Here is a 16,614-nt window from a genome sequence, read left to right as displayed (position 1 = left end):
TCAATGAAAGGTTTAAAGCTTACAAATATTAAAAAAGCCTACGGTGAAACCAAGGTGATTCACGGTGTGGATTTGGATATCGATATCGGCGAGTTTATCGTCTTTGTTGGACCATCAGGCTGTGGTAAATCTACGTTACTCCGAATGATTGCCGGGCTGGAAGATATAACCAGTGGTGACCTGGAGATCGAAGGGGTACGCGTAAACGATATGCCAGCCGCGATGCGTGGAATCGCTATGGTGTTCCAGACCTATGCGCTTTATCCGCATATGACGGTTTATGACAATATGGCGTTTGCTATGCGTATCGCTAAAGAGTCAAAGGAAAACATCGATAAGCGAGTCAGAGAAGCGGCAGCAATGCTGCAACTAGAACCGTATCTGGATCGCTTACCAAAAGCACTATCTGGTGGTCAGCGTCAGCGCGTAGCGATTGGTCGTGCGATTGTTCGTAATCCAAAAGTGTTCCTGTTCGATGAGCCATTGTCTAACCTTGATGCAGCACTTCGTGTTCAGACACGTATAGAAATCGCGAACCTGAAAGAGAAGATGGACAAAACCACCATGATCTATGTAACACATGATCAGGTGGAAGCGATGACGCTTGCTGACCGCATTGTGGTGCTTTCTGCGGGTTATATTGAGCAGGTAGGTACACCGCTTGAGTTGTATACCAATCCAAGAAATATCTTTGTTGCGCGTTTTATTGGTTCGCCAGCAATGAACATTATGGATGTGGATATTACAGAGGCAGGTGAACAAGGTAGCATCAAGTTTGAAAATGGTGTTGAATCCGCTTTCCCGTTTGCTGTTCCTGAGCAACTTAAAGGGACTAAGGGTAAGGCGGGTATTCGCCCAGAAGATTTCTTGATTGCTGAGGAATCCGAAGCTTATCTGTCGGGTAAAGTGCTGTTTGTTGAGTCTCTTGGTGAAGTAACATTGCTTCATATTGATGTTCCACATCACGAAGAAGCAATAGTGGCGAAGATCCCAGGTATCATTGACCTTCACAAAGGTGAGATGGTTCATTTGAAAGCATCTCCAGAGAAACTGCATCTGTTTAATCAGGATGATATTTCAGTTAAGCATATGGATTAATTTACAATCAATGCCTTATTTGGAGCCTCTTTCCTATCGGGTAAGAGGCTTTCTTAGTTCTGGATAGTTGCTCGGTTTGTGACAGCTTGTCAGAAAAAATGTAAGAAATGATTTAAGTTTAGGAGAAATATTGTTTCAGCATATCTAGCTGGGCTAGGATATCAATAAGACTCATTTATAACTGAGGAAGTATGGCTGATTCGCGTTCGTCGTTCCGTGGGCAGGACAATAGTAACAATTTGAGTGGACTAAGACGGCCGGTACCTTATGGACGGTATTTGTGGCTATTTATGATCTCAATTACCCTGTTCAGCATTATCTATATATCTATCGAGAGTTACGCAAAATATACAGATAAGAGCCGCGTTTATGGAATGTGGACGGAGATAGGGGCTCCTTCTCACGCGACAGATGTCTTTTTCCTGAGAGAAGATGGTGTGCGCGTAGATAACCGCTTTGTGGCTACGTCATTTGAGTTTGACGGTGCGACCGTGTCGTTTTACAAAGGTGACACGCTATACGAGTATCAGGTGTTTGGAGATAACGATGAACGCCTCAGAAGAATTACTGGTGGTGGACATGCTGCTTCATTTATCAAAAAAGGCTACGAACATACTGTTCCAACAGACAAAGGTGTTGGCCCGGCAAGACGTGTATCTTTAGCGGAGCACTTTCAGCAGAAATAGGCAATAGACAAAGATAATGGGTAACAGGTAACAGGTAACAGGTAACAGGTAACAGGTAACAGGTAACAGGTAACAGAGGCGATGGCTACCTCGCAATGCTCAGGTTAAGTTGTAGGTCAAATGGCAGTGCAGAAAGTTTGCGAGTGATCGAGCTGCGAGTTCGTTCGATATCATCTACCGCAATAATCGCGCTGGTATCAATTTTAATATCCACATCCACTCGTAACTCGCGACCAATTTTGGTTACGCCTGCCAATGCAATATTCTGGCTGGATACACTATCAACGGCTTGAATACTTTCATCTACCTGACTGCATATCTCTTTGTCCGGACTCATCATCAGAAGTTCACGAGCTGCTTCTCTAAGCATATCGAAAGGAACCTTAATAAAGTAACCCGACATCAGACACATCATCATAGGGTCGGCATACACAGACAAACTGGCCCACGGAGTGAATGTTACCCCCCAGGCGGTAACAAAACCTAAGGTAACGGCAACACTTAAAAGCGTGTCCATTTGCCACTGCTTGGATTCTGCTTCAATTAGACCAGAGGAAAAAGTTCGACTTTTATTGGCGATATACCACCACGCATACCCACAACCAACAACATTAACCACACCAAATAGAGTTGCGATAGAGGCATCAACATCACGCCCACCAGTAAACATCGCGATAACCGCAGAATGAAGTGAGTAACCTACAATGCCAAGAATAACGATCGCTTTAATGGAAATTACTATTGGCTCAAGTATCGCTTTGCCAAAAGGAAAGTTGTTTTTAGAGGGGGTCTGGATATATTTAGATACCGCCAGTGACAATAATGTTAACAGCAGGCTGACTGAAGAATAGACACCGTCGAACACGATAACCAGAGAACCAACCAGTAGACCTAGTACCAGGCCACCAATGGCAAAGCCAGATGCCAAAAGGGCTGAGAAGATTAAGACACGATTTTCATTCTGACTAACTCTGGCACACATAAAATAATCCGCTAACAAACATGCTTCTATTCTTTTCTAGCGGAGGATAATTATCAAATGTTAAGTGTTGAAATGAAATGGATTACATTGTCGGTGTAAACTTAAAAATCAATTAAAACAATCAATTATGAACGAAATCTGGTGTCATTAAAATTGACGCTGACTGAGTGAACAAAAAGTCTAAAAATCGAACAGATAATCACTGAGTTTATCATTTAACCAGGCCATTCCGGGATGTTCAGCCATACCGGCGGCGCTAAACATACAGTAGTCCTCTTGTGTCAGACCATAGGTATGTTTGATCACGGCCAGCTCTTCCTTTCTTAACAGGTGACGAATTAGCGGCTCTGGCATAACACCCCAGGCATCTTCTTGCAGGATGGTGTTTAGCATGTAGTCGAAGCTTGAAAATCCTATGTATCTTAAAGAAAAGGGTTGCAACTCAGGGTTATCCTTCTCGTTCAGATAAGCCATTGACGCTTGCATCTCGTTCCTCAGTACTTCATCAGAAACCCTTCGCAGCTTAGTAAGTGGGTGCCCGGAACGGCACACCGACATCATTCGAATTTTGCCCAGTGGATTGTAGTTTATGCGAGGATCATCAAGGCGTTCATAGTCGACACCAAAGGCAAAATCGACCTGCTTAGTTTCAACGAGATTGGAAAGGTCACCACTTGAGGCCAGCACAATATTAAACGAGGTGGCGGGATATTTGTTATTGAGCCTATGAGCAAGATCTTGCCATAAATCATCAGGAAGAGAATCATCGCGTGCTATCCAAATCTCTGCGTTGAACTCGCCAGATGCCTGACTGCAGGTTTGTTTAATCCTTTCGGCGGTAACAAGCATACTTTCACAATCTTTGTAGATTGCCTTTCCAGCTTCAGACAAAGAAACATGATTCCCTGTCCTTACGAGTAACTCAATATCAAGCTCTCTCTCCAATGCCTTGATCGCCATACTTAATTTTGTGCGGTTACACTCGAGTTGCCTGGCTGCTTCTGATACAGAGCCAAGGTCAGCAACAGCACAAAATGCCTCGATATGGGAAAGGTTCATAGCACTCCAGAAATGCTTCGTCGTTTATTGGTAATATTCAAACCGTATTGTGCATACGTTGAACACCTAAGTCCAGACTGGCTAAGTCGTAGCCAAATATGAGAAAAGTCGTGAGCTTTGTTAATAATTTGCGAGAATTTTTCGTGAAGCGAAGAGAGATTTTGTTTAACATGGGCTCAGATAGGGATGTATGAACGGAGGCCGAATGGCACACGATTGGGATAAGTTAGCTACGGAGTGGGAAAGTGATCAATCTGTCCGTAACTATTCCGAGCAAGCATTTAAAGAGCTTGAGAAAATCATCAACCTGAAAGGTAAGCGTGTATTTGATTTTGGCTGTGGAACCGGCCTTTTAAGCGAAAAAATTGCGCCATTTGCAAAAGATATTGTTGCTCTGGATGCGTCTGAAGAGATGATCGAGGAGCTGGATAAAAAGTTACTGGAAAATGTTGAACCCGTGGTGGATCACCTCAGCCGAGGACTGGTCGCTCAGCACCCAGCATTCCGCGGCCAGTTTGACTGCGTGGTTGCGTCATCTGTATGCGGCTTTCTTGAGGATTTCGATACTGCAGCATACATCATTTACACCCTTCTGGAAGAAGATGGTGTATTTGTGCACTGGGACTGGCTTGCTAGTGAAGGTGAAGACGGGCTCACAGAAGCCTCAGTTGAAAAAGTACTGGTTAAGGCTGGGTTTGACACTGTGACCGTATCGGTTCCATTTGAAGTCGATACTGAGCAGGGCCCAATGTCTGTGGTCATGGGGATCGGAGAGAAATAAGCCTATTCCAGCTTATTTCTACGCTTTGAATTCATAAAAGAGCTATGGACTTAATAAGGAGCCTCGAACTCATACGGAGTGGTATAGGTTACGAACTCGAAACCGTATTTTTCTACAATTGGGCGACTCATATCAGAGGCATCAATAATCAGATATTTGATGCCTCTTTGTTTTGCTTCAAGCACTCTTGCTGCAAGTAAATCGGTGTAATACCCCTTACCTCGATAGTCTTGTAATGTTGAACCACCCCAAAGCCCGGCAAAACGGCTATTTCCGTTGAAAGTGATACGAGCAGAAGATACCACTTTTCCATCTACGTAAACGTTGTAAATAGATACCGAGCCTGGCTCTGCGGTAAATTGATCAATAAGCGCCTGTTCCTGATGAGAGAAATCTCCTCCCCATACCTGCGGGTGAATACTCATTGTGTCTTTGATTTGATCTGCCGAAGTAACTTTTGTACACCTGTGCTGGTAGTTGCTAAATCTATGATGGTGTTTTTCAATATCAAACACCATAAACGACTCTCTTTCTCCGGCGGTGAAACCATGGTGAACTAACCGTTCCCCCATATCTGATGGGGTATCAGTATCATAGACTTTCCATTCGAAGCCTTTATTCTGCCGGGTAAAAAATTCTATTTCTTGTTCGATACGAATATCGGCTTGTTCAGAGCTAAGATCAAAGTAATTGATGTAACTGCCATGTTTACCGGGCGATACGATCTTTACGACTTGATTATCCTGTATTTTTTGACAGCCGGGTACTGATTCGCCGATACGTTCAAACCGATTGTATTCTTGAAGGATGGTTTGGATGTCCAATATCTCTATAGCCTTAGTAGGTGTATGAATCTTGAACTATAGCAGAATGTAATATCAATATGGGTAAGAAGTTTTAGAGTTAGTGGTGCAGGAAGAATACTTATAACAGCTGGTTACCTGATTTAGTTTTCCCTGATCGGGAAATTATCCAGCCGAAAAAATGATAGAGGGATTGTAAAACCCTTCCATGTGAATGCTTAAATGACAGTTGATTCATTCAATTCCATACGGAGTCACATACGGGTTTCATTACATCAGTGTTGGTAGTGAATTAAACAGCCCACTGAAGACTTAGAACAAGAATAATTGCTGCTGTTACTGAGAACATCGTAAATGTTGCAGCTAGTTCAGATAGTGCTTCTTTAAGGTTAGATTTGTTTTCTGCTACTTCTACTTGTGATGCTAGGATTGAGCTCATTTTATTACCTTATTTTGATTTGTATGACTAAATTCTGATCACATTATTGCCATAAATGTGATGCATGTCAATGTTTGATTGGTAATAAAATTACATTAATGAAAGTAATGTTACATATTTTGATTGTATTCAGTCATGGGACGAAGGTAACTCAATGACATTTATTGTTTTTTCTCAATATCACCTTTTAGCTGGTGCCATTTCAAACTGCCATTGGTTTCAAAGCTATTGGCTTTATCACAGATAATATAGTGCTCGCCTATTTGTAAAACGGCCCCTTCTGAATATGCTTTGTCCTGGTAGTAACAGACGCGCTTACCGATATCGTCACCTCCAAGCACAATTGCCTTATCCGGTGTCGAAATGGTTTTTGCTGAAAGTGAGGCTGGTATGGAGACTAACAAGAACATCAATCGAAAGTTTATCATATCAACCTTCCTGGTGAGTAAAGGGCATAAGTTCTGAGATTTAATAGCAGTAATTGTTGCAATAACGTCGCTGACAACCATTACACATGTTTGTGTATAAAATAAACAGTTTCAATCTGTTTACACAGTGTTATTGTTAACTTGCTTCCATTAAAGGTTCACTCATATCGGTCTAATGTCTATAATTGTGATGTTTGTCACTATATATCGATATCTAAATGTAATGTCTCGTTTTTGATACTTCTAAAGTATAATACACTTAATTAAATAGTCACTATTGATAAATTATAGAACCTCTACTACTAAACATTATTAACTATTTTATATAATAGTGCGTAACTATTTGTTTTATCTTGTATTATTCGAATTTTTAGTACTTTTGTACTAGGAAATTGTTAATTTTCAATACGAAAGAACTAAATTCAATGGAAACATGTAGATATAATAACTAATTTATTAATTGCTAATTAATTTTAGAATATCTGCTAACTTTGTATTGGTATCGTGTCTTACTTCACGTGTTTGTTTTATATTTTTAATTAAGTTATTGGTTATTAATTAAAGTTTGTTTTCATCAATAAACTGACCAATAATTAATTGGAAGGCTGGGTACGTCTATTCAACTTGCTAAAAACTTAAGTAAGACTCGTAATTTCAGCTCTATTTTGTATTAACCTTAAAATGAAAAGTTGGTGTAAACCACAGGGAGTTAATTATGCTTTTATCAACATATGTTAAAGCGAAACTAGCGCTGGAAAAATTTAAAAATGATGAGCGCGGCGTAACTGCAATTGAATATGCCGTAATTGGTGGTGCTATTGCCGCTGTACTATTAGTATTCTTTGTTAATGAAGGGGGCATTCAAGACGGGCTAACGGATGCTTTTGAGAAACTACAGTCAGCCTTAGGAACTGCTACTGAAGATACGGGTACAGGTGATGCTGGCTAATAGTACGGTATATCATAAAGCTCTTGTATGAATATGGATGGTTATTACTTACTATATGGTATTTTTATTTTAGTAATAACCATTTGTATTATTGATTTTAGAATTAGAACAATACCCAATAAACTTTTAGCACTAGTTGCGCTATTGGTTGTTAGCCACTGTTTTTTATATGGGCAAGTGTCAAATCTTATTTTTTTTATCCCGTCTATAATCGTTGGTGGCATAGTTTGGTACATTGGCCTTTGGGGGGCTGGTGATGCGAAGCTAATGGCAATTTTAGCTCCTCTCATAGACCTAGATTATTATTTGACTACAGTTATATTGATTTTAATGGCAGGGGGAATTCAAGCGATTATTAGTTTAGTTGCTCTGAAGTTAAGTGATACAAAACAGCCTGCTGGTATCGCATATGGCGTATCGATAGCTTTCGGGTGCTTTCTTGGAATTTTAATGACAATAGCTGAGGTATAAATGAACTTAAAAATAATCGTACCTATAGCACTTATAGCCATTAGCGCAGGCATATATGGGCTTACTCAAAATAAACAACAAGAACCCGTAAAGGTAGTTGCTGCCACACCGCAAAAAGAAGAAATAAAGATTAAGGTTTGGAAGAGTAAGCAGGAGCTGGTACCAGGGCAGGAAGTGACTCAGGCCGACCTAAAAATAGAGTTACTATCTGAACAGCAAGCCCATGAAATGGGGATTGCTAAAAATGTCTCTCTACAATTTATTCCCCATATGGTCGCGGGTCTAAAAATTGAACCCAACGAACTTGTTCACCAGTCCAGTTTTGTCTCGCCGGACGATGCCGAATATATTGATCTTACTATTGGCGAAGGGATGGTTCCCTATGCGATTAAAGTTGACCCTGAAACCATTGTTGGTGGTTTAATAAAACATGGCTCTCTGGTTGATATTATTGCGCTCTCATCGACAAATCAAAACCTTGCGATTGAATCTAATGTTGATGCTTATCAGTCTGTCTCCATATCTCCTGTTTTGATGGCGGTTAGAGTTATTAAAGTTCAGAAAGAAGAATTGTTAGATGAAGTGAAAGGTAGACAAAATCAATCTGATGTAAGTTTAATTATCGAGTTATCCAGAAAGCAGCTTGCTCGCTTACTGGTGGCGAAAAACATTGCCCAGTTAGAAGTACATAAGTCTATGGGCAAAGACCAGGCAGAATTATTAAAAGCTAACTCTGGTGATGTATTACCAAGTTATAAAGCAATTAGAGAGTATCGTTCAAGCGATGCCAAAATAAGATAAGGCATGTATATGGATGTACAAATTAAAAGAGTTTTTACCTGGCTAGGTTTTACTCTTTTGCTGGCTAGCCAAAATGCATTTTCAGCAAAAATTGTTAACCTTTCTGAAGGAGACGCACAGACGCTGCGTACCTCTCAGGAGATTGGCTCAGTATTTATTTCTAATCCAGAAGTTGCAGACTATCAGGTAATTGAAGATAACAAGGTGGTCTTTTTCGGTAAAAAAATTGGTAACGCAACACTGCTTATATTTGGGGAGCAGGGTGAGACTCTGGTTAACCGAAAGTTAGTAGTCAATAAGAGCCTCGTTCATATTCAGCAACAGATACAGCTCAGGTACCCAAATGCCGATGTTACGATTTATAACCTGGGAGAACAGGCAGTGCTAAGTGGCACGGTTTCCACTGATCAGGAACGGGAAGACATTTATAATCTCGCGGGTGAGTTATTGGGCAAAGATGCAGAAGTCACAACGGTTGAGTGGGATTTAGGCGATGAGAACTATGAAATGGATTTTATGCGTAAGTATAAGTTCCAGGGTCTCGTAAATAATATCGAAGTGGTTGCTACCAAACAGGTGAATGTAAAACTTACTGTTGCGGAAGTCTCGCACTCTTTTCTGGAAAGTTTTGGTATCCAGCTTGGCAGCGAAGGTCAGGCATCAGGGGTTTTTGTAGACTATCTTACCAACTTTAGCGCCGATGATATTGTTTCGGTGATTACGGCCACGGGTAATGATAATGTTGGCCAGGTTCTGGCTGAGCCCAATCTATCGGTGATTTCTGGTGAAACAGCTAGCTTTCTCGCTGGGGGTGAGATACCAGTTGTTACCGTAATAGATGGTGGTACCAGTGTAGAATACCGAGAATACGGTATTCGCCTAGAGTTAATGGCAAAAGTACTGCGCGACGACAAAATCAAACTATCGATGATGCCAGAGGTGAGTGCTCTGGATAATACCTACAGTAACGAATCTTACGACCTGCCTGCTTTAACAACTAGAAGAGCAAGAACTACGGTAGAGCTTGGTGATGGTCAAAGCTTTGTCTTAGGTGGCTTACTTAGCACGGAAGAGCAAGAGACCCTGCAGCGTATCCCTTATATTGGTGATATTCCCATTCTTGGAGCTCTATTCCGACATACGGAAACTTTGCGTTACAAAACTGAATTAATCATTGTCGCAACAGTGAACCTGGTTCAACCCGTTCACCCTTCAACTGTTCAACTACCTACCATGCATAAAACCACTAACCTGCAACGCTTCTTTGGGCTTGATAGTAAGTACGAGAAAGCGAAAAGTCAGTGGGCCGAACAAGTGTTAGCAACTGGAGGGTTTAAACAATGAAAAAACTATTACTTCCTCTTATCTGCTTAGGTTTGGTCGCTTGCGCTGAACGTGTTGCTGAGCGGCATGGTACCAATATACAAGTAGTGCCAATTACCTATTCGATTGATGTTGAGATCAAGAACAACAAAAACCAAATAGCCTGGAACGAACTGGATGAGTACGTAAGAAAACACTGGGATTTGGTGGCAACCCAGAACGTGAGTATTTACTGGAACAGCAAATCAGGAAAAGCACTAGCAGACAAATATGCCGACTATCTCCTAAGCCAGGGGATAGACAGCCACAAATTACTCGTTCTTAAATCCAGAGAAGATGGCTCTACACCACAATTTAAGCAAGACCTAAGGCTGGAAACCGTTGTTAATAAGGCGGTTGTTAGCACTTGTGGTTACGAGGCTATTGGAGGATTTGGCGTCGAGAGTAATGGGTGTTATGCCGAGGGTGCCAGATGGCAGTCAATGGTAAATCCTGAAAAAATGCTTATTCAAAAATAGGACATCTGTATGTTTGATTTAGTAGATATCCTCAAAAGTGATTCCAAATCCAGCTCTGCTTCAGGTGAGCTTGGTCATGACTCTTCTACGGTTCTGTTTTTTCAGACCGACGAGTGCCGCTCCCTGGTTTTAGAGGCATTTCGGTTTGAAGGTATGCCTGAACCTGCCATACAGTCAAATAAAGAGGCAGATATAAAGCAGCATGTACGTGATACTAACGTCGAAATCGTGATTTTGGAACTTAATCAGAGTGATAATGTTGTAGCCGACGCAGAGAAAGTGAATCATCTGTTGCCAAACGATGCCTCAGTGATTGTTGTGGGTAGTGAAGATGCTATATCTACCATACGGAACCTAAAGCAACTGGGTTTTTACTATCTGTTCTGGCCAATTACTAAACAAGAACTTACCGAATTTGTAAAAGGTGTTGCTGAAAACCGAAACCGAAATAAAGGATTAGGCAAGAAGCGTATAGCCAAGCAAATTAGCTTTGTCGGTTGTAAGGGCGGGGTCGGAACCACGTTTTTATCATCTGAGATCGGTTATGTGCTTTCAGAAGCGAAAAGCTCTTCATGTGTTGTTGTCGATAACGATTATCAGGGCGGTAACCTGGATATTATGCTTGGCGTAGAAAAGTTTGAAAAACGTCAGATACGTTCGGGTAACTTTATCAGTAGCCTTGATAGCACCACCTCGCAGAGCCTGCTTAACCGCCAGTCTAAAATGTTATCGGTTTTGTCGCTCTCGTCGGCAGAGCTGCCTGATAATGAAGTCTACGGTTACACCAAAACTGTTTCTGAGTTTCTTGCGGAGGAAGTGAACTTTATTCTCGATGATATCTCCTCCTCTTGTACCCAGACGATTACTTATGAAATGGTTGCTGAGCGCTCGGATTGCGTTGTGCTGGTCTTCTCTCCAACCGTTTCTGCTGTAAGAGAAGCTGCAAAAATACGCAAACGTATCCTGGATGCCAGCAACAACGATAAGCTTCGATTAATTTTGGTGTTAAATCGTACTATTCCTGATGCGTCTTCGACAGTGGAGTTAAATGAAATGGATAAGTTTCTCCGTCAACCTGTCGATGTTGAAATCCCGTACATAAAAAAACTTGATACGCTTTTGTTAGATAATAAACGCATCTGGAAACAGCGAGGTAAACCTGCGCGAGCAATAGAGAAGCTGGCATCTTTGATAGTCGGTGAAGAGAAAAAGAAAAAAGGGCTGTTTTTCTCCAGAAATCGTAGGAGCTAGCCATGAGTGATGCAAAAGAAATTTATAAAGGCATCCGAAAACAGATATTTGATGCGCTTGACCCAGAGGCGATCAATACCTTAACCAGTGAACAGCTTGGCCAACAGCTTTCTAAAGCGGTTGATATGCTAGTGGATAAGGATGCCCTTTCTATTCCTGTGATTTTGCGTAATGAGTACGTAAAAAGCCTGGTAGATGAGTTGCATGGTCTGGGGCCTCTTCAGCCTCTGATGGAAGATGAATCGATTACAGATATTATGATCAATGGTGCTGAGAATGTATTTATTGAACGTAACGGTCTGGTTGAAAAGGCGAATATCAGCTTTATTGATGAAGGACAATTGCTGGAGATCGCCAAACGAATCGCTACCAGAATTGGCCGCCGTGTCGATGATTCCCGCCCGCTTTGTGATGCCCGCCTTGCAGATGGCAGCCGGGTAAATATTGTTATCCCTCCGATTGCTTTAGATGGCACCTCTATCTCTATTCGTAAGTTTAAAAAGCAGTCGATTGATATCCCCAAGCTAGTTGAGTTTGGTGCCATGAGTCAGGAAATCGCTCAGGTTCTTATGATTGCAGCTCGCTGTCGTTTGAATATTCTTATCTCTGGCGGTACTGGCTCAGGTAAAACCACCATGCTCAATGCTTTGTCTCAGTTTATCTCGCCAAAAGAAAGGGTTGTGACTATTGAGGATGCGGCTGAATTAAGGTTACTACAGCCCCATGTGGTGCGTCTGGAAACCCGAACTGCAGGTATTGAGAACACCGGTATGATTACCCAGCGGGATCTGGTGATTAATGCCCTTCGTATGCGCCCTGACAGAATCGTCGTCGGGGAGTGTCGTGGTGGTGAAGCGTTTGAGATGCTGCAGGCTATGAACACCGGGCACGATGGTTCAATGTCTACTCTTCACGCAAACTCGCCGCGCGATGCACTGGCGCGTGTCGAATCCATGGTGATGATGGCAACCAATAACCTGCCGCTAGAAGCGATTCGGCGCAGTATCGTTAGCGCGGTCGATATTGTTATCCAGATTAGCCGTCTACACGATGGTAGCCGTAAGGTGATGAGTATTTCTGAGGTGGTTGGCATAGAAGGTACCAATGTAGTGATGGAGGAGATATTCCGCTTTCAGCCAAACCAAGTTTCAGCAGATGCGGAACATGTGGAAGGTAACTTTGTTACTGCCGGATTAATGAAGAGATCGGTATTGGTTGAAAAAGCTCGCTACTTTGGTCTTGAGCAACAGCTTGATAGTCTGTTTGCTGGACGCGAGGTAAACTTATGATCTATATAGCTTTGATCTGTTTTGGTGTTGCACTTATTGTTTTTGGTCTTTTGACCAGAAAGCCAACTCATGGCTATTTTAAAGAGTATAACCGAACGGTCAAAGTCTACAGTATGGCCGATATCGACTCTGCGGTGGATTTTGAGTCACTCTCCGGGCTGACATACCGCCAGAGGTTTAAGCGATACCTTGAAAACCTAAGAAAGCAGCTAGGCAGCTTTGCACTAATTAAGTTGGTACTGTTTTATATCCTAGTATTATTTGTCGGTTATGAAGTTAATGACGGTTTTTTCAAGGGCAATATATTATTTGTTGAGATCTTTTTCCTATTTTTTGGCTCTGTGATTGGAATGCTGTGGTTGCAACGGCGAGAGGAAAAAGAGTTTGAAGCTGCATTCCCTGATGCGCTTAATATATTAGCTAGTGCGGTTTCATCTGGCGAAAGTATTATGCATGCCATTATCTATGTGGGAAAAACTCTGGATGGCAGTGTTGGTGCTGAATTTAAATCTATGGGAGATAGGTTGCAGATGGGGGAGCATCCCGACGAGGTGTTTAGTAAAGCAGCACAGCGTTTTCCTTATCCATCTTTTCAGTTCTTTGTTATTACCCTGCGTGCCAATATGCAGCGCGGTGGTCAGCTTAAAGAGGTAATGAATAAACTTAACCGGGTGATGGCCAATGCTAAAGCAATAGAGAAAAAGAAGTATGCGCTTACTGCCGAAGCTCGAACATCCGCCAAGATTGTCGGCGCTCTTCCGTTTATATTTTTATTATTGCTGCAATATATTGCACCAGAAAACTACGAGTTTGTCATGTTTGACCCTGATGGGCGCCCGATACTCTATTATCTGTTGATCAGTGAAGCAGTAGGGTTATCGATAGTCTGGGGCCTAATGAGAGGAGTAAGATAATGAACTCCTACCAAGTATTGTTCGCTATTTATGCATTGTTAGCTGTTGGAATTCTTCTATTGATGTGGACTTTAGTTTCTGGTTTTAAGCGTAAGAAAAAGCTAGAAAAAATAGGTCTATCTAAAGAAGATGTCAAATCAGAAGATGATGATCTGTTACATAATATAGGTGGCACGCTTTCTGGGCTATTGGCGGCATCCGAAGATGATATCGAGGCTAAGTTTACCGCAGCTGGTTTTTATAATGTTCGCTGGGCTTATCTGTTCTTACCTATTAAATATACGCTCTTAGCTATGGGGGTGTTAGTTGCGTCGCTACTCTATTTTTATAGTAGTGTAGTTCCGTCGAATATATTATTGGGGTGTTTGTTTTGGATTATAGGTGTGATAATTGTCCCCGATGCCTACCTTTCTATTCGTGCAAGAAGAATCAGAGAGAGGGTATCCGGTCAACTACCATATCTGCTTGATCTTATGGCAGTGTGTGTGCAAACCGGTATGACCATTGAGTCAACCATGGCCTACCTTGCCGTAGAGATGATCGCATTTGATAAAGATCTGGCCTATTTGCTAAAGAAAACCAACGACAGAGCACGAATTGTTGGATTAGAAAAGGCCTTAGAAGAGCTTTATGAAAGAATGCCATCGGCAGAGATACGTAGTTTTGTTATGACCATAAACCAAAGCCTTCAGTATGGCTCATCCATCTATAAAGTATTAACCACACTTGCTGCCGATATTCGGGAAACCCATATGCTGACTCTGGAAGAAAAGGTCGGTAAGCTTTCCGCCAAAATGTCCGCTCCACTGGTGCTATTTATTATGTTTCCTATCGTTATTTTGATTATAGCCCCAGGTATTGCGAGGTTGATGTAATGATCAAACAAATAGTTTTACTGGTTGCGATTTTTTCTTTAGTGGGCTGTGTAACCAAAACAACGCAAAGCCAGCAGGAACTTGCGGATAATGCTAGCTTTGAATCCAGAGAAGAGTTACTGGTTAGCACTAACAATAGTGAAAAGCTGATTGAGTTTTATAGAGAGTCGTTAAGAAACAGAGAGTCAACAGAGATAAGAGTTAAGTTAGTTTCGGCATATGTTGATATGAAAGATTATGACTCAGCTGCTTTTCACGTTGAACAGATCACTCCCGACAAAGCTCAATTAGCCAGCATATCATTCCTTAAGGCCAAGATTTATTTTGCAAAGGGATCGGTTGATGATGCTTTGGTCTACGCTGATCAGGCTCTGAAATCGCAACCAGAGATGGCCGAGACCGAGAATTTATTGGGGCTTATCTGGGCAGAGAAGGGGGATTATCAGAAGTCTCGTAACTATTTTCTTTTGGCGAGGAAGCACTTTTTTGATGATGTTATTATCAAAAATAACCTGGCTGTACTGGATCTGATTGAAGGCAACTATATGGACGTTGTTGGTCGCCTTTATCCTATCTATGAAAAGGGTAATGAAGATCCGCAAGTCTTATCCAATTTAGCTTTGGCCTACGCAAAACTGGATATGTATAAGCCTTTAGAAGTAGTGCTGAAAGATCAGGGGTATACCAAGGAACAAGCTCAGCAAATCTACGTTACTCTGCGCTTGATGGAAAGTGACTTGAACCAGGATGATCTCTCTCACTTGAATGCCGTTGATAGCACTGATCTTCAGGGAAAAGCGATACCAACGAATACTCAAGCAATAGCTGCTAAACTTGTAGAGGAGGCTGAACAATGAAAAGCCGAAAACGAAAAATAGCAGGTGTGGTAAGTATCGAATTTGCTCTGGGATTTATGGTGTTCTGGACCATGTTGATGGGTTGGGTTGAAGCTAACTATATCTCATATATCTCTTCGCTTTGCGATTACGCAATAACAGAAGCGTCGCGGAAGGCAAAGAAAGAAGACTCGGACTATCTTACCGAGTTTAAAACCGTGCTAAATAAACAAGATGAAAGTGCGTTATGGAGCAAATTAATTGACAAGGATAATTTTAAGATTCGGGTAAGTTATGTAGACGATCTGGGTGATCTGGAGATGGTAGTGGCTCCCTGCCAGGATCCTACATTGGAAGGAGCAGTTGTAGAAGCTGAGTGTGGCAATGAGACACAGCAGGCGATGGCAATTTACTATATAACATACGACTACAACGGCATTTTCACCTTCCTGACTGGCGGCAATACCGTGTTTGCCAGAGAAGTGATTGTTATTCAGGAATACGAAAGGTCTCAGTTTTATAATGCGTAAATTGAGTAAAAAGCAAAAGGGAGCATTTGTGGTTGAGTTTGCCATACTCAGCTTGTTCCTCGGTACGCTTTTTTTATTCTCAATAGATGTCGCAATTAAGCTTTCTGTAAAAGGGAAATTAGATAGGCTTTCTTATTCTATCGTTAGTTTAGTAAAAGAACGCACTCAGCTATACGGTGGTGATTTTAATATTACCCAGGCGCAGGCGGATCAATTACTAATTATCGCGAATAATTCATTGGCCCGTACATTTAATGAGTTTGATGAAGACGGTAATGGTGTTGAAGAGCGTTTCGGCATGGTGATCGAGGAACTAGTAGACTCGGGGACCGGGCAGGAATATGCGGTGTTTAACCTCGGAAATAGAATAGAGGGTACAGTCACTGGTTGTGTGTTAGACCAGACGTTGCAGGATCTTGAGCAAGATGATGCGCTTCGTCTCAGTGTAGAAACTACCTGGAATCGGACCAGTCCCATGTACCGGGTAACACTCTGTTGGGATACTGAAGACCTTGTTTCTACGGTTTTAGATAATGGTTTCTCAACGGTGGTATCCAGCTCTTCGGTTTCGGGGAGGTAAA

20 protein-coding genes are annotated in these 16,614 nt (G+C 41.8%); 15 read left to right on the top strand and 5 right to left on the bottom strand.

Going from position 1 to position 16,614, the window contains the following annotated elements:
* Nucleotides 1-3 precede the first annotated feature (3 nt).
* Both P7F88_RS07795 and P7F88_RS07790 read left to right on the top strand, forming a co-directional pair.
* Nucleotides 4-1,098, top strand: coding sequence for an ABC transporter ATP-binding protein (locus tag P7F88_RS07795; protein WP_277823435.1), 1,095 nt, complete (start codon nt 4-6; stop codon nt 1,096-1,098).
* A 290-nt stretch (nt 1,099-1,388) separates the two neighbouring features.
* Entirely contained in the window at nt 1,389-1,784 is a 396-nt protein-coding gene (locus tag P7F88_RS07790) for a DUF2850 domain-containing protein (protein ID WP_277823433.1), read from the top strand.
* 85 nt (nt 1,785-1,869) lie between these two features.
* Here P7F88_RS07790 and P7F88_RS07785 read toward each other — a convergent pair whose 3' ends face one another.
* On the bottom strand, nt 1,870-2,766 hold the full coding sequence (locus tag P7F88_RS07785) for a cation efflux transmembrane domain-containing protein (RefSeq protein WP_277823431.1): 897 nt from the start codon (nt 2,764-2,766) through the stop codon (nt 1,870-1,872).
* Between the two features lie 180 nt (nt 2,767-2,946).
* On the bottom strand, nt 2,947-3,825 hold the full coding sequence (locus tag P7F88_RS07780; RefSeq protein ID WP_277823429.1) for a LysR family transcriptional regulator: 879 nt from the start codon (nt 3,823-3,825) through the stop codon (nt 2,947-2,949).
* A 205-nt stretch (nt 3,826-4,030) separates the two neighbouring features.
* On the opposite strand from P7F88_RS07780, the gene P7F88_RS07775 reads away from it, so the two are divergent.
* The gene (locus P7F88_RS07775; RefSeq protein WP_277823427.1) at nt 4,031-4,606 is read left to right on the top strand and encodes a class I SAM-dependent DNA methyltransferase; all 576 of its coding nucleotides are present in this window, start codon (nt 4,031-4,033) and stop codon (nt 4,604-4,606) included.
* 50 nt (nt 4,607-4,656) lie between these two features.
* On the opposite strand, the gene P7F88_RS07770 is transcribed toward P7F88_RS07775, so the two are convergent.
* The 3 genes from P7F88_RS07770 to P7F88_RS07760 all read right to left on the bottom strand — a co-directional run bounded on the left by P7F88_RS07770 (nt 4,657) and on the right by P7F88_RS07760 (nt 6,276).
* A complete protein-coding gene (locus P7F88_RS07770; protein ID WP_277823425.1) occupies nt 4,657-5,430 on the bottom strand; it encodes a GNAT family N-acetyltransferase in 774 nt (257 codons plus the stop codon).
* A gap of 271 nt (nt 5,431-5,701) precedes the next feature.
* Nucleotides 5,702-5,848, bottom strand: a complete 147-nt coding sequence (locus P7F88_RS07765) for a hypothetical protein (RefSeq protein ID WP_277823423.1) — start codon at nt 5,846-5,848, stop codon at nt 5,702-5,704.
* 161 nt (nt 5,849-6,009) lie between these two features.
* The gene (locus P7F88_RS07760; RefSeq protein WP_277823421.1) at nt 6,010-6,276 is read right to left on the bottom strand and encodes a DUF1496 domain-containing protein; all 267 of its coding nucleotides are present in this window, start codon (nt 6,274-6,276) and stop codon (nt 6,010-6,012) included.
* A 715-nt stretch (nt 6,277-6,991) separates the two neighbouring features.
* On the opposite strand from P7F88_RS07760, the gene P7F88_RS07755 reads away from it, so the two are divergent.
* From P7F88_RS07755 to tadF, 12 genes are read left to right on the top strand one after another with little or no spacing between them, the layout of a single operon-like run.
* Complete coding sequence (locus P7F88_RS07755; RefSeq protein ID WP_277823419.1) at nt 6,992-7,225, top strand: Flp family type IVb pilin; 234 nt, start codon at nt 6,992-6,994, stop codon at nt 7,223-7,225.
* A 33-nt stretch (nt 7,226-7,258) separates the two neighbouring features.
* Entirely contained in the window at nt 7,259-7,696 is a 438-nt protein-coding gene (locus P7F88_RS07750) for a prepilin peptidase (protein ID WP_277823417.1), read from the top strand.
* Nucleotides 7,697-8,497, top strand: a complete 801-nt coding sequence (gene cpaB / locus P7F88_RS07745) for a Flp pilus assembly protein CpaB (protein ID WP_277823415.1) — start codon at nt 7,697-7,699, stop codon at nt 8,495-8,497. It abuts the gene before it with no gap.
* Nucleotides 8,498-8,506: 9 nt separating this feature from the next.
* A complete protein-coding gene (locus tag P7F88_RS07740) occupies nt 8,507-9,841 on the top strand; it encodes a type II and III secretion system protein family protein (RefSeq protein WP_277823413.1) in 1,335 nt (444 codons plus the stop codon).
* Nucleotides 9,838-10,338, top strand: a complete 501-nt coding sequence (locus tag P7F88_RS07735) for a hypothetical protein (protein WP_277823411.1) — start codon at nt 9,838-9,840, stop codon at nt 10,336-10,338. The genes P7F88_RS07740 and P7F88_RS07735 overlap by 4 nt, the downstream gene beginning before the upstream one ends.
* 9 nt (nt 10,339-10,347) lie before the next feature.
* Nucleotides 10,348-11,589 carry a CpaE/TadZ family protein gene (locus P7F88_RS07730; protein ID WP_277823409.1) on the top strand — a complete coding sequence of 414 codons (1,242 nt, stop codon included), beginning with the start codon at nt 10,348-10,350 and terminating at the stop codon, nt 11,587-11,589.
* Between the two features lie 2 nt (nt 11,590-11,591).
* Nucleotides 11,592-12,878 (top strand): TadA family conjugal transfer-associated ATPase, encoded by a 1,287-nt coding sequence (locus P7F88_RS07725; protein ID WP_277823407.1) that lies wholly within the window; start codon nt 11,592-11,594, stop codon nt 12,876-12,878.
* Entirely contained in the window at nt 12,875-13,792 is a 918-nt protein-coding gene (locus P7F88_RS07720; protein ID WP_277823405.1) for a type II secretion system F family protein, read from the top strand. The genes P7F88_RS07725 and P7F88_RS07720 overlap by 4 nt, the downstream gene beginning before the upstream one ends.
* Nucleotides 13,792-14,667, top strand: coding sequence for a type II secretion system F family protein (locus P7F88_RS07715; RefSeq protein WP_277823403.1), 876 nt, complete (start codon nt 13,792-13,794; stop codon nt 14,665-14,667). Before P7F88_RS07720 ends, P7F88_RS07715 begins: the two co-directional genes overlap by 1 nt.
* Nucleotides 14,667-15,524 (top strand): tetratricopeptide repeat protein, encoded by an 858-nt coding sequence (locus P7F88_RS07710; protein WP_277823401.1) that lies wholly within the window; start codon nt 14,667-14,669, stop codon nt 15,522-15,524. Before P7F88_RS07715 ends, P7F88_RS07710 begins: the two co-directional genes overlap by 1 nt.
* Nucleotides 15,521-16,033 (top strand): TadE family protein, encoded by a 513-nt coding sequence (locus P7F88_RS07705; RefSeq protein ID WP_277823399.1) that lies wholly within the window; start codon nt 15,521-15,523, stop codon nt 16,031-16,033. The genes P7F88_RS07710 and P7F88_RS07705 overlap by 4 nt, the downstream gene beginning before the upstream one ends.
* A complete protein-coding gene (tadF, locus tag P7F88_RS07700; protein WP_277823397.1) occupies nt 16,026-16,613 on the top strand; it encodes a tight adherence pilus pseudopilin TadF in 588 nt (195 codons plus the stop codon). The genes P7F88_RS07705 and tadF overlap by 8 nt, the downstream gene beginning before the upstream one ends.
* The last annotated feature ends 1 nt before the right edge of the window (nt 16,614 follow it).

The organism is Vibrio hannami (assembly GCF_029589055.1).
Taxonomy (GTDB): domain Bacteria; phylum Pseudomonadota; class Gammaproteobacteria; order Enterobacterales; family Vibrionaceae; genus Vibrio; species Vibrio hannami.
The sequence above is the reverse complement of the archived record's forward strand: the minus strand, read 5'-3'. Positions and strand labels throughout refer to the sequence as shown.